Consider the following 22,768-nt stretch of genomic DNA (forward strand, 5'->3'; position numbering starts at 1 on the left):
CCGCCTCCCGCGCACCGTCAGTAGCCGCGCCCGGGGTAGGGGCGGTTGTACGGGTCCTCGTACGGGGCCGGGGCGGGCTGGGCGGGCGCCGGCCTCGGCGCGGCCGGTCGCATCGCCTCGTAGCCGCCGGGCGCCACCGGACGCATCGGCTGGGGCTGTGGGTACCCGCGGGGCGCCCCCATCTGCTGCGGCACGAACGGCGCCGGAGCGTGCTGGAGGGGCACCGGGGCCGCGGGGGCCAGCTGCTGCTGCGGGTAGGCGTGCCCGTAGGCCGGGGTGTGCTGCTGCTGGTACTGGTACGCCGGCGCGGGTGCGGAGGGGAGCGCCGGCAGGGCGGCGGGCAGAGCGGGCAAATGACTGCTCACGGCAGGCAGATGGCTGCTCATCGCAGGCAGATGACTGCTGCTCACCGAAGGTTCGTAGGCGGCGGGTACGCGGATCGGGGCGATCTGCGGGGTGCCGCGCTCGGCCACGAGGGAGTCGTAGATGGGGGTGTCCGGGAAGGAGGGCGCGGAGTAATAACCGCCGCCGTAAGACGCGCGGGGGGAGGTCATGCGACATAAGTTAAGCCCCCGGGTGCACGGGGTCCATACCGAGGGGCCCCCGACCCCGTTCTGACCAGCTTCTTCGCAGGTCGGCAACACCCTTGTCACCTGACGCGCGTGTGCACGTTTCGTCACCTCCGCCCCGTTCTGCGCCCACTCGTACCCGCGAGTAGAACCGTGCGGAACGGATCCGTCCGTGACCGGCACCCCGTCAGGTCGGCCCCCCCCGTCAGGTCGGCCGCGCGTACGTCCGCCCCTTCCACGCCGCACCCTGCCCCCGGTAGTGCCGCACCGCCGAGTCCACCGTCATCAGCAGGTACAGCAACGCCGTCAACGGGAGGAGCGGGGCCGTGAGCGGGGGCTGCCGGTAGTAGCGCAGCATCGGCAGGTAGCTGGCCGCCATCAGCGCCCAGGCCGCCCCGCCCGCCCACGCCGCCGCCCCGGCGCCCGACGACAGGCCGACCACCAGGGCCACCGGCGGCACCAGGTACACCAGGGCCAGCCCGACCACCGTCCCCAGCAACAGCAGCGGGTTGTGGCGCAGCTGCGCGTACGCGCTCCGCGACACCATCCGCCACAGCTCCCCGAGCCCCCGGTAGGGCCGGACGCTCTCCACCCGGTCGGCCAACCCCAGCCAGATCCGTCCGCCCGAGTCCCGCACCGCCCGTGCCAGCGACACGTCGTCGATCACGGCCTGCCGGATCCGGTCGGGCACCCCGGCCCGTTCCGCGGCCGCCGTCCGCAACAGCACGCAGCCGCCGGCCGCGGCGGCCGTCCGCCCGCCCGGCCGGTTCACCCACCGGAAGGGGTACAGCTGAGCGAAGAAGTACACGAAGGCGGGCACGATCAGGCGCTCCCACCCGGAGGCCACTCGCAACCGGGCCATCTGCGAGACCAGGTCCAGATCGGCGGAGCGGGCCGCCGCCACCAGCTCCCGCAGGCTGTCCGGTTCGTGGGCGATGTCCGCGTCGGTCAACAGCAGGTACTCCGGCGCCCCGACCGGACAGGACCGGGCCAGCGCGATCCCGTGCCGCAGCGCCCACAGCTTCCCCGTCCACCCCGCCGGCGGCTCCCCGGGCGAGACCACCCGCAGCGGCAGTCCGTCGCCCGCCGCGGCCAACCGCACCGCCAGCTCCCCGGTGCCGTCGGTGCTGCCGTCGTCCACGAGGATCACCTCGGCCCGCCCCGGATAGTCCTGGGCCAACAGCGTGGGCAGGCTCCGCGGCAGCACCTCCGCCTCGTCCCGGGCCGGGACCACCACCGCCACCGAAGGCCAGACCTCCGGCGCGGTCCGCGGCGGCAGTCGCACGTCCGTGCGCCAGAACATGCCGCGCGCCAGCAACAACCAGATCCAGACGGCCAGGGACAGGAGCGCGGTCACCGTGAGGAGGCTCATCCGTCGCAGTCTGCACGACCGGCGCCGCCGCGTCCCGGGGCCCGCACGGCGTGTTCCCGCCCGGTCCGCCCGCCACCGCGCGCCCCGCCGCGTCCGGTACGACGGAATCCGGCCGGGGACGGCCCGCGCGCACCCGGTCCGGGGCGACCGTCCCCGGTCGGGCCGGGCTCGTCGATTAAAGTGACCGGGTGAAGATCGCTCTGATGGACTCCGGAATCGGCCTGCTCGCAGCGACCGCCGCGGTGCGCCGACTGCGGCCCGACGCCGATCTGGTGCTCTCCTCCGACCCCGACGGCATGCCCTGGGGCCCCCGCACCCCGGAGGACCTGACGGCGCGCGCTCTGCGCGTGGCCCGCGCCGCCGCCGCGCACCGCCCGGACGCCCTCATCGTGGCCTGCAACACCGCCTCCGTGCACAGCCTCGACGCCCTGCGCGCCGAGCTGGAGCCGACGATCCCCGTCATCGGCACGGTGCCCGCCGTCAAGCCCGCCGCGGCCGCCGGCGGCAAGGTGGCGATCTGGGCCACCCCCGGCACCACCGGCAGCCCGTACCAGCGCGACCTCATCGACCGGTTCGCGGCCCGCGCCGAGGTCACCGAAGTGCCGTGTCCCGGCCTCGCCGACGCCGTGCAGTGGGCCGACGACGACGGCATCGCCCGCACCGTGGCCGCCGCCGCGGCCCTCACCCCGACCGACGTCACCGACCTGGTCATCGGCTGCACCCACTACGAGCTGGTCGAGGAGCCGATCCGGGCCGCGCTGCGCGCCCGCACCGGCGGCCCGCTGCCCGTCTTCCACGGCTCCGCAGGGGCCGTCGCCGCGCAGGCGCTCCGCCGGATCGGCGCCCGGCCCGACCCGCAGGCCGCCCCCACCGGCGGGCTGACCGTGCTGCTCAGCGGCCGGGAATCGGCGTTGCCCGCGGAGGTCCTGCACTACGCGGACGGCCGCCTGCTGACGGCCGCGCCCGTCCACGGCTGAGCGCTCCCCGCCGGGAGCCCGCCCGGAGCCCGTCCGGCCGCGCGGAGCGTACCCGCCCCGGCCCCGGAGGCGGCCCGCCCGGCGGGTTTTCCTCCGTGCGGCGCACGTGCCGTGCCGGCGGCCCGCCCGCTGAGTACGCTGCCTGACATGAGGGACCTTTCCCCCGGCACCGGCCCGGCCCTCTGGTCCGGCCGTGCCACCAATCGCGCGCAGTGGGTGCTCGCCATCGCGGGCGCCGCCTTCCTGGCCCTCGGGGTCGAACTGGCCGTCGTGTCCGCCTGGACCACCGGCCTGGTCGCCCTGGTCATGGCGGTCGTCGGCTGCACGGCCGCGGGCCTGCTGATCCTGTACGGCACCCTGGCCTTCGTCCACGTCGCCGTGACCGTGGACGACGAGGCCATGGAGGTCCGGTGCGGGCACATGGGCCTGCCCCGGCGCCGGATCCGGCTCTCCGACATCGCCTCCGCCGAGTTCGAACCCCGCGTCACCCCCCGCCACTGGGGCGGCTGGGGCTACCGCTGGCGTCCGGAGAAGGGCACCGCCGTCGTGGTCCGCCGCGGTGAGGGCCTGGTCCTCCGGCTCGGCGACGGCCGCACCTTCACCGTGACCGTGGACGACGCGGAGACCGCCGTCCGCGTCATCCGGGACCGGCTCCTCGCCCTGCACCCGCCCCGACCCGCCTGACGCCGACCCCGCCCCGCCGGCCCTGTCCCGGGGCCCCGTCCGGGGTCCCGGGGAACCGGCACAGGAGGGCGTCGTACACTCCGCCAATGAGCAGCGTCACCCCCAGCACAGCGCCCCGGCCCACCGCAGCCGCCCCCCGCGACCTGCGGCGCAGGCTCCGCGGCGGTGCCGACGCCCTGCTCGCGGCCCTGGCCGGCGTCCTGCTCTACCTCAGTTTCCCGCCCCGCCCCCTGTGGTGGCTGGCGGTCCCCGCCCTGGCGCTGCTGGCCCACACCCTGTACGGCAGGCGCCCGCGCGCCGCCTTCGGTCGGGGGCTGCTCGCCGGGCTCGGCTTCCTGCTGCCGCTGCTGGTGTGGACGGGCGAGGAGGTCGGGCCGGTGCCGTGGCTGGCCCTCACCTTCGTCGAGGCCCTGTTCATCGCCCTCGGCTGCGTCGGGATCGCCCTGGTCACGCGGCTGCCGCTGTGGCCGGTGTGGGCCGCCGCGGTGTGGGTGGCCGCCGAGGGGCTGCGGGCCCGGGTCCCCTTCGGCGGGTTCTCCTGGGGCAAGCTCGCCTTCGGTCAGGCCGACGGGGTGTTCATCCCCCTCGTCGCGCTCGGCGGCACGCCCCTCGCGGGCTTCGCCGTCGCCCTGTGCGGGTTCGGCCTGTACGCGCTGCTGCGCCTGGCCCGCGACACCCGCCGCTTCTCCGCCGTCGCCGCACTGACGGTGGTCCTGCCGATCGCGGCGGGCCTGGCGGCCCGTCCCCTCGTGGACGCCTCCGCCGAGGACGGCACCGCCACCGCGGCCGTCATCCAGGGCAACGTCCCCCGGGCCGGTCTGGACTTCAACTCCCAGCGCCGGGCCGTCCTCGACAACCACGCCCGGCGCACCGAACAGCTCGCCGCCGACGTGGCGGCGGGCCGGGTCCCGCACCCCGACTTCGTGGTGTGGCCGGAGAACTCCTCCGACCTCGACCCGTACACCAGCCCCGACGCCTACGAGGTCATCGACCGGGCCGTGAAGGCCATCGGCGTGCCCGTGTCCGTCGGCGCGGTCCTCGCCCCCGAGACCGGCCCGCTGCGGAACACGCAGATCCTGTGGGACCCGGTGCACGGCCCCACCGCCACCTACGACAAGCGGCAGATCCAGCCGTTCGGCGAGTACATCCCGATGCGCTCGGTCGCCCGCTTCTTCAGCTCGGACGTGGACCGGGTACGACGGGACTTCGGCCCCGGCGACAAGCCCGGCGTGTTCGCGATGGCGGGCACCCGCGTCGGCCTGGTCACCTGCTACGAGGCCGCGTTCGACGGCCGGGTCCGCGACACCGTCCGGGCGGGCGCCCAGGTCATCTCGGTGCCCAGCAACAACGCCACCTTCGGCCGGACCCAGATGACCTACCAGCAGCTCGCCATGGACCGGGTACGGGCCGTGGAACACGGCCGGACCGTGCTCGTCCCCGTCACCAGCGGGGTCAGCGCCGTGATCCGGCCGGACGGCCGGGTCGTGCGGCAGACGGAGATGTTCGTGCCGGACGCGCTGGTCGCCGAGGTGCCGCTGCGCTCCTCGCTGACTCCCGCCACCCGCCTCGGTCCCGTCCCCGAGTACGCCCTGTTCGCCCTGGCCGCCGCCCCCCTGGCCTGGCTCGTGTACGGCGCGTGGCGGGACCGCCGTCGCCGGTCCGCATAGGGTCGGGTCCATGGCCACGCCCGAGTTCATCCGACGCCTCCGCGCCACCGCCGGACACCAACTGCTCCTGCTGCCCGGGGTCACCGCCGTGGTCTTCGACGGGACGGGGGAGCGGGTCCTGCTCGGCCGCCGCGCCGACACCGGCGGCTGGTCGGTGATCGGGGGCATCGCCGAACCGGGGGAGCAGCCCGCCACCACCGCCGTGCGCGAGGTGTACGAGGAGACCGCCGTCCGGTGCGTGCCCGAACGCGTGGTGCTGGTGCAGCAGCTGCAGCCCGTCACCTACGCCAACGGCGACACCTGCCAGTACATGGACATCACCTTCCGCTGCCGGGCGATCGGAGGCACTCCCCGGGTCAACGACGACGAGTCGCTGGAGGTGGCCTGGTTCCCGCTGGGGGAGCTGCCGCCGCTGGAGGAGTTCGCCTCGGAGCGGATCCGGCGGGCCCTGGACGACCTGCCCACCTGGTTCGAGCCCGTCCCGTCCTGACCGTCCCGTCCTGATCGTCCCGGCCCCGGGGCGGGGACGCGCGGGGCGGACGCCCCCCGCGGCCCGGCGGGCGGGTCAGCCGCCGGAGACGGCGGCCCGCCGGTACAGCTCCAGGGCGGCCCCGCCCAGGACGGCGCTGTAGGAGACCTCGGGGACGGTGCCGCCGCCCTCGTGGCCGCCGAGCACCCCCGCCAGCTTGCCCGAGGCCGTCAGCCACGGGCTGCCGCTGGTGCCGCCGCTCAGCGCCGGACAGTCGATCTCCCGCTGCGTACCGCTCCACAACCGGGTGGTGTTCGTGCAGGTCAAGGGGGACTCGCGGGAGGCCGGGTAGCCGACCACCGTGACGGCCACCCGGTCCGACTGGGCGGCCTGGAGGGGGAACCCGCCCAGTACGTCCTCGATCTCCCGGCCGTCCACCGGGGCCACCGTCGCGAAGCCGATGTCGGTGTCCGGGTCCTCCGCGGACTCCCAGGACGGGGCCGTGTACGCGGCCGTGACCCGCCACAGCCCGTACGGGGCCTCACCGTCCCGGTAGCCGGGCGCGAACCAGGTCTCCTGCGGCCGTTCCAGGCAGTGCGCGGCGGTGGCGATGAGGTTGCGGTCGTCGCTGCGGACCACCGAGGCGGTGCAGAAGTGCCCGCCGTCGGCCCCGCCCAGGAACAGCGCCCCCACCCGGTCGTTGCGCGCGCCGGCCGGCGCCCCGCCGGTCACGCCGAGCGGCAGCGGGGCCGAGAGGGCCGGTTCCCCGGTGGCGGCGACGAGGGCGGCCAGGGCCGCGGTGGCGACGACCGCGCGGGCCGCGGACCGCAGCCGCGCGGTCGGACGGAGGAGCATGCGGTGGATCATGCACCGAAGGTGCGCCCCGAGGCTATGGCCCGAGCCCGGTTCCGCCTGAGAATCCCCTGTGAATCCGGGTGGCGGCCGGCTCCGGGGCGCGCGGCTCCCCTGCGACAGCGGCCCCGACCTGCGCGACACTCGTAGGAAGACCGTGGGTCCATCGCGTCCGAGGGGTCGGATCGTGCACGACGTGCCGTTGTGGCTGTGGTTGGTGTTCGTCGCCACCGTGGTGGTGTCGCTGACGGTCGATCTCCTGGCGCACCGCAAGGCCCATGTGATCGGCTTCCGCGAGGCCGCCGTGTGGAGCTGCGTGTGGGTGGGGCTGGCCGTGGCCTTCGGGGCCCTGGTCTTCCGGGTCGTCGGTTCGACCGCGGGGGTGGAGTACACGACGGCCTGGCTGCTGGAGAAGAGCCTGTCGGTCGACAACCTCTTCGTGTTCGCGCTGATCTTCGGCTACTTCCGGGTGCCGCGGGCCTACCAGCACCGGGTGCTGTTCCTCGGGGTGCTGGGCGCCCTGCTCTTCCGCGGGGTGTTCCTCGCCGCCGGTGTGGCGGTGGTCAGCCGTTTCACCGCGGTCCTGTTCGCCTTCGCGGCGGTGCTGTTCTACAGCACGTACAAGATCCTGAAGGGGGAGGAGGACAGCTTCGACCCGGGGCGCAGCCTGGCCGTGCGGCTGCTGCGGAAGGTCGTGCCGGTCCGGGACGAGTACGCGGGCACCCACTTCTTCGTCAAGGAGGCGGGGAAGCGGGTGGCGACCCCGCTGCTGGCGGTGGTCGCCGCGATCGAGGCCGCCGACCTGGTCTTCGCCGTGGACAGCGTGCCGGCGGTGCTGGCCGTGAGCAGCGACCCCTTCATCGTCTACACCAGCAACGCCTTCGCGATCCTGGGCCTGCGGGCCCTGTACTTCCTGCTGGCCGGGCTGCTCGACCGGTTCCACTACCTCAGCAAGGGGCTGGCGTTCATCCTCGCCTTCATCGGCGTGAAGCTCCTGCTCCAGGCCTCGCACGAGACGATCAGCACCTCGATCCCCGAGATCCCCTCCCTGGTGAGCCTGGCGGTCATCGCCACCGTCCTGGCCGCCTCCGTGGTCCTCAGCCTGCTCCGTCCCCCGCCGGTGGACCCGGGGGAGACGGACGGGGACCGAGTCGGGGACACGGGCGAAGACGGGGGCGGGGACACGGGTGGGGACGGGGAGGGCACGGCCGGAGACGAGCCTCCCGACCGACCTTCAATAGGGGGCAAAAGGGACTTAAAGTAATGGTATGGACAGTGAACGGAAGGCCACGGCGCCCCCACCGCCCGGATTCGTCTGCCGTACCTGCGGACAGCCCGTGCAGGCCGTCGTGGAACGCCACAAGACCATGGGCGTCTACGTCCCCACCTGGACCGCCGGCCCCTGCCACCACCCGGACTGCGGCCGGTACGTCCCCGAGCAGGTCCCCGTCACCTCGGTGCGCGGCGCCGTCTGGAAGGAACTGACCGGCTGGTCCCCCGACCGCTGACCGGCCCGCCCGTCACCGCCCGGAGCGCTCCGCCACCTGCTCGTACAGGGCCACCCGGCGGCCCCGGGAATCCTCCTGCGACAGCATCCGGAAGTGCTCCGCCAGCACCCGCAGCTTGACCCGGTCCCGGGCGTTGGGAGACCTGCGCACCCCGTCCGAGACGTCCGTTACCAGCAGGATCCGCTGCCGCGCCAGCATCCGCGCGCGCAGCGGACCCCCGTCCGTCTCCACGCCCTTCAACGTCCCCGACACCACCGGACTGCGCTCCAACGCGATGTCGGCCACCCCCGTGAACTCCTCCGGGCACACCAGCGCCGTGTCCCGCCGGGCCGCCGGCAGGAACAGCACCGCGTCCCCCGGCGCCTTCAACTGGCCCACCAGCGAGGCCGCGGCCACCACGTCGTCCACACGGCTCCCCGGCTCCCGCTTCGCCCGCTCCAGCGGCAGCGTCCCCAGCAGCGCCGCCCCCGCCAGCACCGGCACGACCAGCACCGCCGTGCCCCGCGGGCCCCGCCGCCGCGTCCCGCGCACCGCCGCCCCCAGCGCCCCGCCCACCAGCACCGCCAGGCCGAGCAGGCTGAACAGCACGTACCGGTCCAGGTACAAGGGCTTCACCAGGGAGGCCGCCAACAGCCCCAGCTGCGGCACGGCCAGCAGCGGCAGCCCCACCGACACCGGGGTCAGCCGACCCGGCCGGGCCGGTCGCACCAGCGCGCAGGCCCCGCCCGCCGCCAGCAGCACCACCGGGGCGATCAACGTGTGCCAGGTCGTCGGCGCGATCCACGACACCTGACCGGACTGGCCCCGACTGAACAGCACCAGCGGCAGCGCCCCCACCACCGCCGCGCCCGCGGCCACGGCCCACCGCCGCACCACCGCCCGCCCCGGCCGCACCCAGGCCAGCGTCACCGCGTGCGCCACCGGCACCAGCAGCGAGAACCAGTTCAGCAGCGCGCAGCACAGCAGCGCCGCCCCGTACGCCGCCCACGTTACGGCCCGCCCGGGAGCCGGCCCGCCCGTCCCGGACCCCGCGGCCTCCCCCAGGATCCGCACCAACAGCCAAGACGCCACCGCGGCCCCGGCCAGGACCAGCGCGTACGGCCGTCCCTCCTGGGCGTAGAACTGCACCGCCGGCAGCAGCGCCAACGTGAGCCCGGCCGCGAGCCCCGCCCAACGCCCGGCCAGGCGGGCGGTCGTCACCGCCACCAGGCCCGCCGCCGCGGAGGCCGCCAGCACCGACGGCAGCCGCAGCGTGGTCGTACTGTCCCCGAACACCTCGAAGAGACCGTGCATGATCAGGTAGTACAGCCCGTGCACGGCGTCCACCTGACCCAGCATGTGCCAGATCTGCGGCACCGTCCGCAGTGCCGTCTGCCAGGTCGCGGCCTCGTCCCGCCACACGCTGTGCCCCCGTGACAGCCCCCACAGCCCGAGCACCAGCAGGAACACCGCCGGGACCAGCGGCACCGCGAGGGCGCGCCACCGGTCGGGACGGCGGGGAACGGGGCGGTCGGGCGCGGAAGGCAGGGGCGGCATGGGACTTTCGCGGCGGGAGAGGGCGGCGCAGGCGCCGGCCGCGCCCCCGCGGCCGCCCCGGACGGGCGGCCGCGTCTATAGACGGAACGGCGGGCCCGCGGGTTGCCCGTTGTGCACCACGTCACTGAGAGCGCCCGCCCCGACCCGCCTAGCCTCGCCCCACACGCAAGGACAAGGGGTGGCAACGGTGCACAGCAACGGCTGGCTGATCCACGACTACCGCGAGGGCGACCTCGCCGCGGTGGTCCATCTGATCGACACCACGGCCGAGCTCGGCCAGGAATCCGTGTACTCCCTCGCCGAGTGCATCAGCGCCCTCACGAGCCGCCAGCCCGCCGTGGTCGCGGTGCACCAGGGCGTCCCCATCGGCGCGGCCCTCGCGCACGTCGCCGGCGAACGCGCCTGGGTGATGCGGATCGCCATCAACTCCGGCTGGCGCGGCCGCGGCCTGGCCAGCGCCCTCCTGGTGGAACTGGAACGCCGCCTCATCGCCGCCCACGTCAGCAAGATCGCCTACGTGCTGCCCGAGGAGGACCTGCTCGGCGAGGGCCTCCTCAACGCCGGCTACACCCGCCAGCCCGCCGTGGCCTACTTCGAGAAGACCGAACCCCTCCACGGCCCCGCCGCCGGCGTCCTCGACGAACTCGGCGGCCGGCTCCTCCCCGGCGGCCTGTGGGCGGGCGTCGCCGGCATGGAACGGGAGAAGGACCTCATCGAACGCCGGGTCGTGCTGCCCCTCGCCGAACCCGAACGGGCCGCCCAGCACGGGGTCCGGCCCCCGCGCTCCATCGCCCTCTTCGGGCCGCCCGGCACCGGCAAGACCACCTTCGCCCGGGCCATCGCCTCCCGCCTCGGCTGGCCCTTCGTGGAGCTCCTGCCCTCCCGCCTCGCCGACGAGGGGAACCTCGCGGCCGCCCTGCGCACCGCGTTCGCGCGGATCGCGGAGCTGGAGCGCGTCCTCGTCTTCATCGACGAGGTCGAGGAGATCGCCCCCGTCCGCACCGAACCCGCCCGGCCCGGCGGGGTGCACGGGGTCACCAACGAACTCCTCAAGCTGATCCCCGGTTTCCGCGAGGGCGACGAACGGCTGCTGGTCTGCGCCACGAACTCGATCCGTTCCCTGGACCCGGCCTTCCTGCGGCCCGGCCGCTTCGACTACCTGATCCCCATCGGCACCCCCGACGAGGCCGCCCGGTCGGCGATCTGGTCCCGCTACACGGCGGGCCGGCCGGACGTGGACGTGGCCGCGCTGGTCGCGGCGAGCGAGATGTTCTCCCCGGCGGACATCGAGCACGCGGCCCGCATCGCGGCGCAGGTCTCCTTCGAACGGGACCTGGAGTGGGCGGGACCCCGGAGCGGGGCCCCGGACCGGCCGGGTGCCACCACCGAGGACTACCTCGCCGCGGTCGCGGGCGGCCGGCCCACCGTCACCCCGGAGGCGCTGGAGGAGTTCGAGGCGGACATCTCCGCCCACGCCCGGGCGTGACGGCCGTCCGGGCCCGACGGCGGCCCGGTCCCGTGCCCGGACCGGGCCCGCCGCCGGCGGGAGGGTGGGCCCGCAGCACTCCCCAAAGCACTGCGGGCCTTCCGCGCCGAAGGGTGCCGGCGCGGAACGCCGCGTTCCGTTGGGGTGTGTCGCCGGCTGGAACGCGGTCGCCTCGACCGCCGCGGAAGCGGTTCGGCGCCTCCGCTGCGGTACGTTCCGATTCAACCCGCCGGGCCGGGACCCGCGCTTCGGCCGCCCGGCCCCTCCTCGCTCCTCCGTCCGACGGGTTCGCGCCGGACCCCGCCCGGCCGTCCGGCCGGTGTCCGGAGGGCCCGCCCGACCGGGCCGTCCGACCCCGCCGGAAGGCCCCGCGGCGGGCGCGCCGGAGGTCGGGTCGACGGTCTCGCGGCGGGCGCGCCGGCGGGGCGGACACGGGTTCCGGGAGGCGCCGCCGGGGCGGTGACCGGCCGGCGCCGGTGGACTAGGGTCGGGGCGGGAGCGGGCCCGGGACCGGGCGCACGGAGGGGAGCGGCATGGGGTTCGCGGTGTTCGTCACCCTGCCCGGACTGGCGATCCTGCTGACGCTGATCGCCTTCCTCGACTTCGCCCTGGCCCGCGCCGGGCGCGCCGGTCTCCTGCCCTGGCGGTGGGGCGGCAACGGCGGTCAGGTGTCCGCCACCGGCTTCGAACAGCTGCACGCGAGCTTCTCCCCGGGCAAGCAGCACGAACTGCGCGAGCGCCGCAGCTCCCTGGTCATGCGCGACGACGAGGAGGACGGCGCCCCGCCCCGGACGCGGGTGGACCTCGACGGCGGCACGGCCGTCATCCGGGTCCCGGGCGAGCGGCCCTGACCGGGCCCCGTGCCCGGCCGGTGCCCGGACCCCGCCCGGAGGCGGTCGGGGGCGTGCTCAGGGGCAGCGGTAGGTGAATCCGGCCGAGGCCGTCCGCGGGGCCGGGCCGAGGAGCTCCAGGGTGGCCCGGGCCCGGTAGGTGCCCTCGCCGCGGAAGGTCCACAGCAGGTTCAGCCGGGTCTCGCGCCGCCCCTGCGGGACCCGCTCGGTCAGCTCCGCCGACCGGCCGCCGTCGCTGCGCGCCCACCGGTAGCGCAGGGTGCCGGGCCGCCCGTCGGTCCGCACCACGGCGACCACCCGGGCCGCCGTGTCACAGGCCGGACCCGCCGGATCGGTCCGCACCTCCACGGCGGTCACGCGCAGCACCGGACCGAACCGCTGCCAACTCAGGTAGCCGAGCACCGCGAGCAGGACGAGCAGGGCCAGGGCGTACCGGCGCAGCCCGGCGCCCCGGCGCCGCCGGCGTACGGGGACGGGCGGCCGCGGCGGGGCGCCGTGCCAGCGGGCCAGGGTGCCCGGTCCCGCCGGCCGGGCGGCCGCCGCCGCGGTCACCCCGGGACCGAAGCGCAGCACGGAACCCTCCACCCGGTCGGGCATCACCGGGGTCGGCGCGGACTCCCGGAGGGTGGTCGCGATCCCGGGAGTCGGGTCGGGTCCCGGCGGGGCGGTGGCCCGTACGGTCCCGGGGTGCGGGGTGTCGAACCAGTGGCTGCCGAGCACCGTGGCGCTGTACCCGGACTCCGAGGTGTCCCCGGACGCCCGGTCCGGGTCCGGGGGTGCGGCCTCCGGGACGACGGGCACGCCCCGGGGGACGGTGTCCGCCACCGGGTCGGGCACGGTGGTCGCGGTGGTGGTGTCCGGGTCGGGTTCGGGGTCGCGGGCGAAGGGGACGCGGGGATCGCTCATGAGATCGTGCACCGCCTGACGAAGAGCTGCTGTACCGAGGAGCCGTTGCCCGCGGCGGGCCGCGTGGTGGCGCGGACCGACCAGTAGCAGCCGTTCCCGGAGAAGGAGTGGGACACCGTCAGCGGGCCCTCGCCGTACGGATGGGACTCCGAGCCCTCCGGGCTGCCCGGCCCCCCGCTCTCGTCGGAGGTGAACCACTCCAGCGTGACGGTGACCGCCCCCGCGGCCCCCGTGCCGGCCCGGCTGGACCGGCGGGAGTCGGCGGCCTCCCGGGTCACCGTGACCACGGCCTCGCCGGTGGTCACCCCGGTCTGCCGGAAACCGCTCACCTCCACCGAGCGGACCCGGGGCTCCGGCACCGGGGGTTCCGTGGTGGGCGGCGGGCTGACGGGCGGTCGGGTCACCGACCGGGTCGGGGTGGGCGTGGCGCTCCACGAGGGAGTCCACGACGGGCTCGGCGAAGGCGTCCACGAGGGGGTCGGGGACGGCGTCCACGAGGGGCCGGGATCCGGGCTCCCGGTCGGGGTCGGCGTGGGACCGGTCGGGTACGGGGCCTCGGGGGTCGGGGAGGCCGAGGGGACCGGCCCGGTCGCGGTCCCGGTGGGGGACGGGCCGGGCCCCGCGCTGGTGGTCGCGAAGGAGCTGACGGCGGCCCGCCCGCCGGGCTCGCCGCCCGCCGCCTGCGTGGCCAGCACCAGCACGGCCCCCGCCACGGCGGCCGCGCCCGCCGCGAACAGGCCCCGCCGGCCCGGCCACCAGCCGCCCGGGTCCGTGCCGTCCGTCGGGCCGGACGCCAGCTCGGTCTCGGCGAGGGAGGTGGTGCCGGCCGCGGCGCCGCCCTGGGCCGAGGGGAAGAGCAGCGGCAGCAGGGCCGCCAGGGCGGCGAGCCGGCGCTGTCCCCGCTCCTCCCAGTCCGGCCCGTACGCGTGCCGGGCCACGCCCTCCAGCTCGGCCACGAAGACCTCGGCGTTCTCCGGCCGGTCCCTGGGGGACTTGGCCAGACCGCGCAGGATCAGCGGCCGGACGGGCTCCGGGGCGGCGTCCGCCGGCACCGGGGCCTCGATGTGCTGGAGGGCCAGCTCGGCGAAGTTCTCCCCGGCGAATGGCTTCCGGCCGGTCAGGCACTCGAAGAAGACGGCCGTCGCCGCGTACACGTCGGCGGCGGGCGAGGCCGGGCCGCCGCGCCACTGCTCGGGCGCCATGTACGCGGGCGTACCGGCCACGCCGGGGGTGGTGCCGCGGCCCGCCGCGATCCCGAAGTCCACCAGCTTGGAGGTGCCGTCGGCGGCCACGAGCACGTTCTCCGGCTTGTAGTCCCGGTGCACCACCCCCGCCCGGTGCGCGGCGACCAGCCCCAGCAGGGACCCCTTGAGGACCGCGAGGGCGGGCTCGGGGCCGGTGCCGCCCTCCTGCGCCAGCAGGGCGCGCAGGGCGATCCCGTCCACCAGCTCCATCACGATCGCGGCCCCGTCGGGGGCCTCGACGTACTCGTACAGTCCGACCACGTACGGCGACCGCAGGCCGCCCAACAGCCGGGCCTCGCGCCGGAACTCGGCGACGAAGGCCGGATCCCGGCGCAGCCGCTCGCTCAGGTACTTCACCGCCACGGGAACGCCGGTGGCCCCGTGCACGGCGAGCACCACCCGACCGCTGCCGCCCGACCCGAGCTCCCTGGTCTCCGTGTAGCCGGGGACCGTCCACGCGTTCATCTCGCCCCCCTGGGCGGGTCGCCCCGCCGTGCCGTGTCAGCCGTTCCCGTCGCACCCCTGCAGACACGATTCCCGCCATGTCCGGTTCCCGCACACCGGGGCGGGCACGGCTTCCGGGAGTCGGTGGGCGGAGCGGGGCCCGGCCCGGCGTCGGAGGGGACGGGGCCGGGCCGTGGGCGGAGGGCGGGTCAGTCGGCGGCGGCCAGTCGCTCGCCGAGGCGTTCCAGGAAGGCGAACTGGGCGGCCACCACCCGGCCGCGGGCCTCCTCGGGGGTGAACCAGGCCACCCGGTCCAGCTCGGGGAACTCCCCGAACCGCCCGGAGTGCGGGGGCCATTCCATGGTGAAGGTGCCCGGCCGCATCAGCTCCGGGTCGAAGTCCGCGGCCACCGCCCACACGGTCACCAGCTTGCCGTTCTTCTGCCGGACCTCACCCAGCGGCAGGTACGGCCCCGGCGGCGGGGCCGCCCCCAACTCCTCCTCGAACTCCCGCAGCGCCGCGGCCTGCGGCTGCTCCTCGGGCCCGTACTCGCCCTTGGGGACCGACCAGGCGCCCTCCTCCCGGTGCTCCCACAGGGGGCCGCCCATGTGCCCGAGCAGCACCTCCAGCTCCCCGTTCCCGGCCCGCGCCCGGTACAGCAGCAATCCGGCGCTCCGCTTCTGCGTCCGTTCCTGTCCGCTCATCCCCGCAGCATGCCCGGGCCCCGCACACCCCCGGAAGCCGCCCCGCGGAACGACCGGACCGCGACCGGAGGGCGACCGGCCGGGGACGGTCGCAGAGGGGGCGGCCGGATCGTACGCGGGGCCGGCCCGGCCGGGCCTTTCCGGGAAGATCGTTCCCGCCGAGGATGGAGCCCCCGGGGCCGCCACCGGCGCCCGGACCCGTCACGAGACCCACCTCGGAGGAGACGTCATGGCCCTGGAGATGCGCGAACGCTGCGAGCGGTGCGGCACCGCGGAACTGCCCGCGGAGGCCGCCGCCCGCATCTGCTCGTACGAGTGCACGTACTGCGTGCCCTGCGCCGACGCGATGGCGGACGCGTGCCCCAACTGCGGCGGGGAGCTCGTCGCCCGCCCGCGCCGGTTGCCCGCCTCCTCCGTCTGAGCACCGCCTCCGCCTGCCCACCGCGTCCGTCCGAGCACCGGGTTCGTCCGACGCGACGCCCGGGCCCGGGCACCCGACCCTGGCGCGCCCGGGCGGCGTTCGGTCCGCCGGCGGTCAGTGGGGGTGCGGGCCGCCGTGGTGCACCGGACCGTGCGCGGCGGCGCAGTGGCCGGGGTCCTCGGCCCGGGCCCCGCTGCCCACCGTCAGCAGCACCTCGGGGGCGTGGTCGACCTGGAGGGTGGTGTGCCCGATGCCGTACTCCTGGCGCAGCAGGGACTCCAGGTCGCGGCGGACGGCGTGGCAGTCGCCCGCCGGAGCCACCAGGACGTGCGCGGACAGGGCCGCCTCGCCCGAGGTGATGGTCCAGATGTGCAGGTCGTGGACCTCCGCCACCAGGTCGCGGCCCGCCAGCCTGTCCCCGACCGCGTCCGGGTCGAGGTGCGCGGGCGCCGCCTCCAGGAAGATCCGTCCGGACTCGCGCACCAGCCCGTACCCGGCCCGCAGCATCAGCACCACCACGACCAGGGTGGCGATGGCGTCGGCGCGGGCGAAGCCCGTGGTCATGACGACCAACCCGGCCACGGCGGTGCCGATGAAGGCGTAGAGGTCGTTCAGGACGTGCTGGAAGGCTCCCTCCACCGCGAGGGAGGAGCGGTTCGCCTTCGAGATGCACCAGGCGGCGGCGACGTTCACCACGATCCCGGCGAGCGCCGTCACCAGCACCAGACCGCCCTCGACCTCCGGCGGGTCGAACAGCCGGCGGACCGCCTCGTAGCCGAGCCAGGCCCCGAGCAGCAGCAGCGTCAGCCCGTTGGCCTGGGCGGAAAGTATCTCCGCCCGCTTCAGCCCGTAGGTGAAGCCGCCCTTCGCCGGCCGCGCGGCCAGCCGCATGGCGATCAGGGCCAGCACGATCGACACGGCATCGGTCAGCATGTGCGCCGCGTCGGAGATCAGGGCCAGGGACCGGGCGAGGACGCCGATGACGACCTCGACGGCCATGAACGAGGTGATCAGCACCAGGGCGATGGTCAGCCAGCGGCGGTCGGCGTCCGCGGACACCCCGTGCGCGTGCCCGCCGTGCCCGTGCCCGCCGTGGCCGTGGCCGTCGTGCTCGTGCGCCCCGCGGCCCTGCCGGCCGCGCCCGTGCCCTGGCCCGTCCCCGTGCCGGTCCTCGTGCCCGTCCCCGGACGCGTGCCGGTGGCCGTGATCGGTCCCGGGCCGGCCGGTCCGTGCGGCGCTCGGCGCGGTCCGGGTCGTACGGACGGTCCCCCCGTCCTCCTCCTGCGGGTGCCCGCCGCCCCCGTCCCGACCCTCACCGCTCCTGCCGTGCGCGTGGTCCTGCGCGCCCATGACGCCCCCGCAATCCGTTCGAAAGCCATCCGCTGACGCACGCAGTGAAGCGCAGCCCGAGCGCCTTGGCAAAGGCTGCACCGGTGACCGTTGTCATTACGGTTAACATCCTTCTGACCTGCGACGATGCCGGAGCGGTAGGATCGTGGGAAAATCTGCTCATGGTTCGGCAGCAGGGCGCGCCCACCGCGCCCGAGCTCTTCCTGGACACCGACTCGGGCACCACGCTCATCCGCCCGGGCCGGACCTACCACGTCGGCCGGGACCCCCTCAGCGAGATCGTCCTCGACGACGCGCGGGTCTCCTGGCACCACGCGGTCCTGCGCCCCGAGGGCGACCACTGGACCCTGGAGGACGAGGACAGCACCAACGGCACCTACGCCGACGGGCAGCGCATCCACGCCTGGGACGTCGGCCCCGGCAGCGTCCTCCACTTCGGCAGCCCCGCCGACGGCCCCCGCGCCCTGCTCCGCGACGGCACCCCCGCCCCGCCGCCCCCGGCCGCCCGCGCCGCCCGCCCCTCGGCCGTCCTCCACCCCGGACTGACCGGCACCTTCCGCAGCCCCGCCAGCGTGCGACCGCTGGACGCCCGCACCGTCTGCCGGATCGGCCGGGCCCCCGACAACGACCTCGTCATCGACGACCTGGTGGTCTCCCGCCGACACGCCGAACTCGTCCCCGCCGACGGCGGCGGCTACGAGATCGTCGACCTGGGCAGCCACAACGGCACCTACCTCAACGGAGCCCGCGTCACCCGCGCCCCCCTCGCCGAGGGCGACATCGTCGGCATCGGACACAGCGCCTTCTCCCTCGCCGGCGGCCACCTCCAGGAGTACGTGGACACCGGCGACGTCTCCCTCGACGTCCAGGACCTCGCCGTCGCCGTGGACCACGGCCGCAAGGTCCTCCTCGACCACGTCTCCTTCCCCGTCGGCGCCAAATGCCTGCTCGGCGTCGTCGGCCCCAGCGGCGCGGGCAAGTCCACCCTCCTCGGCGCACTCACCGGTCTGCGCCCCGCCGACCACGGCACCGTCCTCTACGACGGCCGCGACCTCTACCGCGACTACGCCGAACTCCGCAGCCGCATCGGACTCGTCCCGCAGGACGACATCCTGCACGCCCAGCTCACCGTCCGCCGCGCCCTCGGCTACGCCGCCGAACTGCGCTTCCCCCAGGACACCGCCCGCCACGAACGCGAGGCCCGGGTGGACGAGGTGATCCGCGAACTCGGCCTGGAACAACGCGCCGACCAGCCCATCCACAGCCTCTCCGGAGGCCAGCGCAAACGGGTCTCCGTCGCCCTCGAACTCCTCACCAAGCCCTCCCTGCTCTTCCTCGACGAGCCCACCTCCGGACTCGACCCGGGCATGGACCGCTCCGTGATGCACATGCTGCGGGCCCTCGCCGACGACGGCCGCACCGTCATCGTCGTCACCCACAGCGTGCTCTCCCTCGACGTCTGCGACCGCCTGCTCGTCCTCGCCCCCGGCGGCCGCATCGCCTACTACGGCCCGCCCGACGAGACCCTCGACTTCTTCGGCTTCACCCAGTGGCCCGAAGCCTTCGAAGCCTTCGAGACCGAACGCGACCGGGACTGGGCCGGGCAGTACCGGACCTCGCCCCTGCACCAGCGCTACGTCACCGGGCCCGGCACCCCCCGGGCGGGCACCCCCGACCGGCCGCCCGCCCCCGTGGCACCGCCCCCCAAGGCCCAGAGCTGGGGCTCCCAACTCGGCACCCTCGTCCGCCGCTACGCCGCGGCCCTCGCCGCGGACCGCACCTTCCTCGCCATCATGATCGCGCTGCCCTTCGTGATGGGAGCCATGGCCCGCGCCCTCGCCGGCAGCCGGCTCACCCAGGAGACCGCGATGAACGCCCTCCTGATCCTCTGCGTCGGCGGGGTGCTCACCGGGGCCGCCAACGCGGTCCGCGAACTCGTCAAGGAACGCGTCATCTACCGGCGGGAACGGGCCGTCGGCCTGTCCCGCTCCGCCTATCTGATGTCCAAGGTGGTGGTGCTGGGCACGATCACGGTGGTGCAGGCCGTCGTGCTCACCCTGGTCGCCCTCGCCGGGGTCGACCTCAACGCCCCGGACGGCCGCGGGGTCCTGTTGCCCCCACTGGCCGAGATCACCTTCGCCGTGGCCCTGCTCTCCTTCACCGCCATGATGCTCGGCCTGCTGGTCTCCGCCCTGGTCCGCAAGGAGGAGGTCACCATGCCGCTGCTGGTCCTCCTCGCCATCGTGCAAGTGGTGTTCTGCGGCGCCCTCCTCCGGCTCCACGGCGTCCTCGTCATCGAACAGTTCGCCTGGCTGGTGCCCTCCCGGTGGGCCCTCGGCGCCATGGCGGGCACCATCGGGCTCGGCCGGATCGTCCCCGGCGAGCTCACCACCGACCCCCTGTTCGCCCACGCCCGCGACGTCTGGCTCCTCGACCTCGGCATGCTCCTCGCCCTGTCCCTCCTCTTCGGGATCCTCGTCGCCCGGCTGCTGCGCCGCCACGAGCCCGCCGTCATGCGGAAGTAGCGGGGCCGGCGCCATGACCGACTTCCTCGACACCCCCGGAACCCCCGCGCCCGGCCAGGATCCCGGCCCCGGACCGGGCCCCGCCTTCCGGCCCTCCCACGTGGTCCCCCAGGACGGACTGCCCGCCTGGGAAGGCCCCGACATCACCCGCCCCACCGTGCCCCTGGACCCCTTCCTCCCCGTCCGACTGCTCGCGCGGCGCGGGGAATGGGCCGAGATCCTCTGCTCCAACGGCTGGTCGGCCTGGGTGGACGGCCGCCTGCTCGTCGCCGTGCCCGTCCCCCCGCCCACCGCCGGACGCCCCCTCAGCCGCGCCGAGGACCCCCGCCCCCTGCTGGCCCGCGCCGCCGAACAACTGGAGCGCTACCGCCGGGCCGCCGAGGACCTCGCCGCCGGCCGCACCGACCGCGAGACCTTCCGCCGCGCCACCCGCGGCCTGCGCACCGGACTCGTGCTGGACGGGGAGTCCGCCTGGCTGTTCGAGGAGACCGCGGCCCGCTGGATGTACGGCGACGGCAGCCGCCTCACCACCTTCGCGGCCGTGTCCGGCCCGGGCACCGAACCCGCCCCGGACGTCCGACCGGAGCCGCCGCAGGAGCCCCCGCGGCCGGCAGGGGCACCGGAGCCGCCGGACCTACCGGAAGGGTCGGAGGCACCGGAGGGGGCGCGGACCGGCGCGGAGGACCTCACCGACGTGCTCGCGGCCCCCGCCGGCGCACCCGCACCCGCGGCGAACCAGGGCACCACGGGCGAGGAGCCTTCCGGCACCGGAAGCCGTGACGGAGCGCGGGGCGAGCCGGAGGACGAGGACGAGCCCCCGACACCCGCCGAAGGGGCCACCCTCCGCACCCCGACCGGGCATGCGCCGACCCAGGTGGTCCGGCCCTCCGACGGAGGGGCGGGCGCCCCGTGACCGCCCGCCCCCGGGAACACGACACCCGGCTGCCGTACGACCTGACCGGCCGCCGGGTCGCCGGCTACCTGGTCGAGGCCGAGATCGGACGCGGCGGCATGGCCGTCGTCTACCGGGCCCACGACGTGCGCCTCGGCCGCACCGTGGCCCTCAAGGTGCTCGCCCCCGAACTGGCCCGCAACGACTCCTTCCGCGCCCGCTTCGCCAGCGAGTCCCGGGCCGCCGCCGCCATCGACCACCCGCACATCGTCCCGGTCTTCGAGGCCGACGAGACCGAGGGCCTGCTCTACATCGCCATGCGGTACGTCCCCGGCCAGGACCTCCGCGCCCTCCTGGACCGCACCGGCCCGCTGCCCCTCGACACCGCCGTCCGCGTCGCGACCCAGGTGGCCTCCGCCCTGGACGCCGCCCACGGGCACCGCCTCGTCCACCGCGACGTCAAGCCCGGCAACATCCTCGTCGCCGCCGGCACCGACGAGGAACACCCCGAGCACGTCTACCTCGCCGACTTCGGCCTCACCAAGAAGTCCCTCTCCCTGAGCGGGGTGACCACCGTCGGCGACATCGTCGGCACCCTCGACTACATGGCCCCCGAGCAGATCGACGGCCGCCCCGTGGACGGCCGCTGCGACCTCTACAGCCTGGGCTGCGTGGTCTACGAAACCCTCGCCGGCGGGCCCCCGTTCCGCCGCGACAACGACATGGCCCTCCTCTTCGCCCACACCCACGAGCCCCCCGCGCCGATCGGCGGCCTGCGCCCCGGACTGCCGCCCGCGCTGGACGAGGTACTGGCCCGGGCCCTCGCCAAGGACCCGGAGGACCGCTACGACAGTTGCCTGCTCTTCACCGCGGCCCTGCGCACCGCCGCCCGTGCGCCGTCCCCCGTGCCGGTCCGGACCGCGCAGGCGGTCACGGGGCCCGCGCCCCCGCCGCCGCCCTGGGCCCTGCCGGTGTTCCGGGCGCACCCCTGAACCGACGCCACGGAACCGGCGGAACCGGCTGCCTCAGGGGAGGTCCTGGCGGCCGCGCCGCGGGGTGCTCAGGGTGCCGCCGAGGAGGCCGGAGAGGGCGCCCCACAGGAAGGCCAGGCCCACGTTGCGCCACAGCAGCGGATTCAACTCCACCCGCCCGCCCAGGCCGTCCACCTCGCCGATGCCGATCAGCGAGAGGCCGAACCGGGCCTGCACCCCCGCGAGCAGGCACACCACCAGGGTGGCCAGGGCCAGGGCGACGCCCAGGCGCAGGGCCAGCTGCCAGGGCCGCGTCCCGACGGGGGAGCGCCGGGCGTTCGCGATCCCCGCGGCGACGAGCAGCACCGCCGCGACCACGGCCAGCAGCCAGGCCCTGCCGTCCCGGTCGCCGAGCGTGCCGAGATCGAGGGTGGACACGTCGGGCGTCCGCAGGACCTCGTCCAGCACCTTCGGCATCGGCAGCCCGAACGGGCCGTCGACCCGCCCCTCCCAGGCCCCGCCGAACCCCACCGTGAACGCCATCCAGACCAGGTTCGGCAGGCCGAGCAGGAGCACCGCGAAGGTCTCCGCGGTGTGCCCCCGGGTCACGGCCACCACCAGTCCGGCGACCACGCCCAGGGCCACGTAGGCCAGGAGCAGCAGCACGACGGCCGAGGCCGCGGGCCGCACCGCCGCGTGGAAGCGCAGCAGCCGGGCCGGCAGCGGGGCGCTGCGGGACACCGACAGGACCAGCGCCACCAGTCCGAGGATCCACAACAGACCGAAGAGCAGGGTGACCGGCAGGTCCCCGCGGAACCCCACGGTCGGTGCGGCGTCGAAGATCTCGCCGAGGGTACCGATGGCCCCGTCGCCCGTGGAGATGCCGAAGGTCTGCCGCGCGTACAGGGTGAAGCCGGTCAGGGCCACCAGCCACAGCACCGTCAGCCAGGCCACCCGGTACACCAATTGACGGCCCGTCAATACGGCGTGGTGGCGCAGCGGGCGGAGCAGGCACAGGCCCGCCACGAGCGCTCCGACCAGGGTCACGGACAGCGGGAGCACGGAGATCCCGGCGTCGGCCCCCGCCAGGAACCCGGCACTGCCCGTGACGTCCACGGAACCGCCGGCGGCCATCACCACCACCGCAGCGACGACTCGGGGGAAGGCCCCGTCGGGCAGGTCGTCGGCGCCGGCGGCCGCCAGTCCGGCGGCCGCGACCACGGTCATCGCGAGGAACCCGGCCAGGACCGTGACCAGCGCGTCGCGCCAGCCGGTCAGGGCCGCCGGGTGCCGTTCCGGCGCCGCCGCGGGTGAGGGGCTCACCCTGCCACCGTAAGCAG

Annotated in this window: 21 protein-coding genes; 12 read left to right on the forward strand and 9 right to left on the reverse strand. The window is 75.6% G+C overall.

All coding sequences use genetic code 11. The features are described from left to right. Nucleotides 1-17: 17 nt before the first annotated feature. Both ABTZ17_RS04725 and ABTZ17_RS04730 read right to left on the reverse strand, forming a co-directional pair. Complete coding sequence (locus tag ABTZ17_RS04725; protein WP_352194034.1) at nucleotides 18-554, reverse strand: DUF6643 family protein; 537 nt, start codon at nucleotides 552-554, stop codon at nucleotides 18-20. Between the two features lie 220 nt (nucleotides 555-774). Next, nucleotides 775-1,941, reverse strand: a complete 1,167-nt coding sequence (locus tag ABTZ17_RS04730) for a glycosyltransferase (protein ID WP_352194035.1) — start codon at nucleotides 1,939-1,941, stop codon at nucleotides 775-777. 188 nt (nucleotides 1,942-2,129) lie between these two features. Between ABTZ17_RS04730 and ABTZ17_RS04735 the strand changes: the two genes are divergently transcribed. The 4 genes from ABTZ17_RS04735 (at nucleotide 2,130) to ABTZ17_RS04750 (ending at nucleotide 5,759) form a co-directional block, all read left to right on the forward strand. After that, nucleotides 2,130-2,918: a glutamate racemase gene (locus tag ABTZ17_RS04735; RefSeq protein WP_352194036.1), complete on the forward strand. Its 789-nt coding sequence runs from the start codon at nucleotides 2,130-2,132 to the stop codon at nucleotides 2,916-2,918. 147 nt (nucleotides 2,919-3,065) lie between these two features. Next, nucleotides 3,066-3,602, forward strand: coding sequence for a hypothetical protein (locus ABTZ17_RS04740; RefSeq protein ID WP_352194037.1), 537 nt, complete (start codon nucleotides 3,066-3,068; stop codon nucleotides 3,600-3,602). A gap of 86 nt (nucleotides 3,603-3,688) precedes the next feature. After that, nucleotides 3,689-5,269 carry an apolipoprotein N-acyltransferase gene (gene lnt, locus ABTZ17_RS04745; protein WP_352194038.1) on the forward strand — a complete coding sequence of 527 codons (1,581 nt, stop codon included), beginning with the start codon at nucleotides 3,689-3,691 and terminating at the stop codon, nucleotides 5,267-5,269. Nucleotides 5,270-5,279: 10 nt separating this feature from the next. Next, entirely contained in the window at nucleotides 5,280-5,759 is a 480-nt protein-coding gene (locus ABTZ17_RS04750; RefSeq protein WP_352194039.1) for an NUDIX hydrolase, read from the forward strand. A 75-nt stretch (nucleotides 5,760-5,834) separates the two neighbouring features. Here the strand turns inward: ABTZ17_RS04750 and ABTZ17_RS04755 are convergent, their stop codons facing one another. Then, nucleotides 5,835-6,605 (reverse strand): trypsin-like serine peptidase, encoded by a 771-nt coding sequence (locus ABTZ17_RS04755; protein ID WP_352194040.1) that lies wholly within the window; start codon nucleotides 6,603-6,605, stop codon nucleotides 5,835-5,837. Nucleotides 6,606-6,777: 172 nt separating this feature from the next. Between ABTZ17_RS04755 and ABTZ17_RS04760 the strand changes: the two genes are divergently transcribed. Then, complete coding sequence (locus ABTZ17_RS04760; RefSeq protein WP_352194041.1) at nucleotides 6,778-7,854, forward strand: TerC family protein; 1,077 nt, start codon at nucleotides 6,778-6,780, stop codon at nucleotides 7,852-7,854. 4 nt (nucleotides 7,855-7,858) lie between these two features. Continuing rightward, the gene (locus ABTZ17_RS04765; protein ID WP_352194042.1) at nucleotides 7,859-8,098 is read left to right on the forward strand and encodes a hypothetical protein; all 240 of its coding nucleotides are present in this window, start codon (nucleotides 7,859-7,861) and stop codon (nucleotides 8,096-8,098) included. A 12-nt stretch (nucleotides 8,099-8,110) separates the two neighbouring features. Here ABTZ17_RS04765 and ABTZ17_RS04770 read toward each other — a convergent pair whose 3' ends face one another. After that, nucleotides 8,111-9,634 (reverse strand): glycosyltransferase family protein, encoded by a 1,524-nt coding sequence (locus ABTZ17_RS04770; RefSeq protein ID WP_352194043.1) that lies wholly within the window; start codon nucleotides 9,632-9,634, stop codon nucleotides 8,111-8,113. Between the two features lie 178 nt (nucleotides 9,635-9,812). On the opposite strand from ABTZ17_RS04770, the gene ABTZ17_RS04775 reads away from it, so the two are divergent. Together ABTZ17_RS04775 and ABTZ17_RS04780 are read left to right on the forward strand one after the other, a co-directional pair. After that, nucleotides 9,813-11,120 carry an ATP-binding protein gene (locus tag ABTZ17_RS04775; RefSeq protein ID WP_352194044.1) on the forward strand — a complete coding sequence of 436 codons (1,308 nt, stop codon included), beginning with the start codon at nucleotides 9,813-9,815 and terminating at the stop codon, nucleotides 11,118-11,120. 533 nt (nucleotides 11,121-11,653) lie between these two features. After that, nucleotides 11,654-11,971, forward strand: coding sequence for a DUF6191 domain-containing protein (locus ABTZ17_RS04780; protein ID WP_352194045.1), 318 nt, complete (start codon nucleotides 11,654-11,656; stop codon nucleotides 11,969-11,971). Between the two features lie 57 nt (nucleotides 11,972-12,028). Here the strand turns inward: ABTZ17_RS04780 and ABTZ17_RS04785 are convergent, their stop codons facing one another. From ABTZ17_RS04785 to ABTZ17_RS04795, 3 genes are all read right to left on the reverse strand, one after another. Continuing rightward, nucleotides 12,029-12,877 (reverse strand): hypothetical protein, encoded by an 849-nt coding sequence (locus ABTZ17_RS04785; protein ID WP_352194046.1) that lies wholly within the window; start codon nucleotides 12,875-12,877, stop codon nucleotides 12,029-12,031. After that, nucleotides 12,874-14,586: a serine/threonine-protein kinase gene (locus ABTZ17_RS04790; protein WP_352194047.1), complete on the reverse strand. Its 1,713-nt coding sequence runs from the start codon at nucleotides 14,584-14,586 to the stop codon at nucleotides 12,874-12,876. Before ABTZ17_RS04790 ends, ABTZ17_RS04785 begins: the two co-directional genes overlap by 4 nt. Nucleotides 14,587-14,774: 188 nt before the next feature. Further along, a complete protein-coding gene (locus ABTZ17_RS04795; RefSeq protein ID WP_352194048.1) occupies nucleotides 14,775-15,269 on the reverse strand; it encodes an NUDIX hydrolase in 495 nt (164 codons plus the stop codon). Between the two features lie 229 nt (nucleotides 15,270-15,498). Here ABTZ17_RS04795 and ABTZ17_RS04800 point away from each other — a divergent pair, with 229 nt between their 5' ends. Continuing rightward, nucleotides 15,499-15,690, forward strand: a complete 192-nt coding sequence (locus tag ABTZ17_RS04800) for a DUF1272 domain-containing protein (protein WP_352194049.1) — start codon at nucleotides 15,499-15,501, stop codon at nucleotides 15,688-15,690. 114 nt (nucleotides 15,691-15,804) lie between these two features. Here the strand turns inward: ABTZ17_RS04800 and ABTZ17_RS04805 are convergent, their stop codons facing one another. Next, the gene (locus ABTZ17_RS04805; protein WP_352194050.1) at nucleotides 15,805-17,040 is read right to left on the reverse strand and encodes a cation diffusion facilitator family transporter; all 1,236 of its coding nucleotides are present in this window, start codon (nucleotides 17,038-17,040) and stop codon (nucleotides 15,805-15,807) included. A 161-nt stretch (nucleotides 17,041-17,201) separates the two neighbouring features. Here ABTZ17_RS04805 and ABTZ17_RS04810 point away from each other — a divergent pair, with 161 nt between their 5' ends. From ABTZ17_RS04810 to ABTZ17_RS04820, 3 genes are read left to right on the forward strand one after another with little or no spacing between them, the layout of a single operon-like run. After that, nucleotides 17,202-19,565: an ABC transporter ATP-binding protein/permease gene (locus ABTZ17_RS04810; RefSeq protein WP_352194051.1), complete on the forward strand. Its 2,364-nt coding sequence runs from the start codon at nucleotides 17,202-17,204 to the stop codon at nucleotides 19,563-19,565. Nucleotides 19,566-19,578: 13 nt separating this feature from the next. Then, nucleotides 19,579-20,478, forward strand: coding sequence for an SH3 domain-containing protein (locus ABTZ17_RS04815; protein WP_352194052.1), 900 nt, complete (start codon nucleotides 19,579-19,581; stop codon nucleotides 20,476-20,478). Then, complete coding sequence (locus ABTZ17_RS04820; RefSeq protein ID WP_352194053.1) at nucleotides 20,475-21,449, forward strand: serine/threonine-protein kinase; 975 nt, start codon at nucleotides 20,475-20,477, stop codon at nucleotides 21,447-21,449. The genes ABTZ17_RS04815 and ABTZ17_RS04820 overlap by 4 nt, the downstream gene beginning before the upstream one ends. Nucleotides 21,450-21,482: 33 nt before the next feature. On the opposite strand, the gene ABTZ17_RS04825 is transcribed toward ABTZ17_RS04820, so the two are convergent. Continuing rightward, complete coding sequence (locus ABTZ17_RS04825) at nucleotides 21,483-22,751, reverse strand: streptophobe family protein (RefSeq protein ID WP_352194054.1); 1,269 nt, start codon at nucleotides 22,749-22,751, stop codon at nucleotides 21,483-21,485. Nucleotides 22,752-22,768: the final 17 nt, after the last annotated feature.

Origin of the sequence: Streptomyces sp. NPDC097619, assembly GCF_040302735.1 — a bacterium.
Lineage (GTDB): Bacteria > Actinomycetota > Actinomycetes > Streptomycetales > Streptomycetaceae > Streptomyces.

Coding starts and splice junctions, on each gene's coding strand:
- ABTZ17_RS04725 (WP_352194034.1), bottom strand. CDS start 554: ATGACCTCCCCCCGCGCGTCTTACGGCGGCGGTTATTACTCCGCGCCC.
- ABTZ17_RS04730 (WP_352194035.1), bottom strand. CDS start 1,941: ATGAGCCTCCTCACGGTGACCGCGCTCCTGTCCCTGGCCGTCTGGATC.
- ABTZ17_RS04740 (WP_352194037.1), top strand. CDS start 3,066: ATGAGGGACCTTTCCCCCGGCACCGGCCCGGCCCTCTGGTCCGGCCGT.
- lnt (WP_352194038.1), top strand. CDS start 3,689: ATGAGCAGCGTCACCCCCAGCACAGCGCCCCGGCCCACCGCAGCCGCC.
- ABTZ17_RS04750 (WP_352194039.1), top strand. CDS start 5,280: ATGGCCACGCCCGAGTTCATCCGACGCCTCCGCGCCACCGCCGGACAC.
- ABTZ17_RS04755 (WP_352194040.1), bottom strand. CDS start 6,605: ATGATCCACCGCATGCTCCTCCGTCCGACCGCGCGGCTGCGGTCCGCG.
- ABTZ17_RS04765 (WP_352194042.1), top strand. CDS start 7,859: ATGGACAGTGAACGGAAGGCCACGGCGCCCCCACCGCCCGGATTCGTC.
- ABTZ17_RS04770 (WP_352194043.1), bottom strand. CDS start 9,634: ATGCCGCCCCTGCCTTCCGCGCCCGACCGCCCCGTTCCCCGCCGTCCC.
- ABTZ17_RS04780 (WP_352194045.1), top strand. CDS start 11,654: ATGGGGTTCGCGGTGTTCGTCACCCTGCCCGGACTGGCGATCCTGCTG.
- ABTZ17_RS04785 (WP_352194046.1), bottom strand. CDS start 12,877: ATGAGCGATCCCCGCGTCCCCTTCGCCCGCGACCCCGAACCCGACCCG.
- ABTZ17_RS04790 (WP_352194047.1), bottom strand. CDS start 14,586: ATGAACGCGTGGACGGTCCCCGGCTACACGGAGACCAGGGAGCTCGGG.
- ABTZ17_RS04795 (WP_352194048.1), bottom strand. CDS start 15,269: ATGAGCGGACAGGAACGGACGCAGAAGCGGAGCGCCGGATTGCTGCTG.
- ABTZ17_RS04800 (WP_352194049.1), top strand. CDS start 15,499: ATGGCCCTGGAGATGCGCGAACGCTGCGAGCGGTGCGGCACCGCGGAA.
- ABTZ17_RS04805 (WP_352194050.1), bottom strand. CDS start 17,040: ATGGGCGCGCAGGACCACGCGCACGGCAGGAGCGGTGAGGGTCGGGAC.
- ABTZ17_RS04810 (WP_352194051.1), top strand. CDS start 17,202: ATGGTTCGGCAGCAGGGCGCGCCCACCGCGCCCGAGCTCTTCCTGGAC.
- ABTZ17_RS04815 (WP_352194052.1), top strand. CDS start 19,579: ATGACCGACTTCCTCGACACCCCCGGAACCCCCGCGCCCGGCCAGGAT.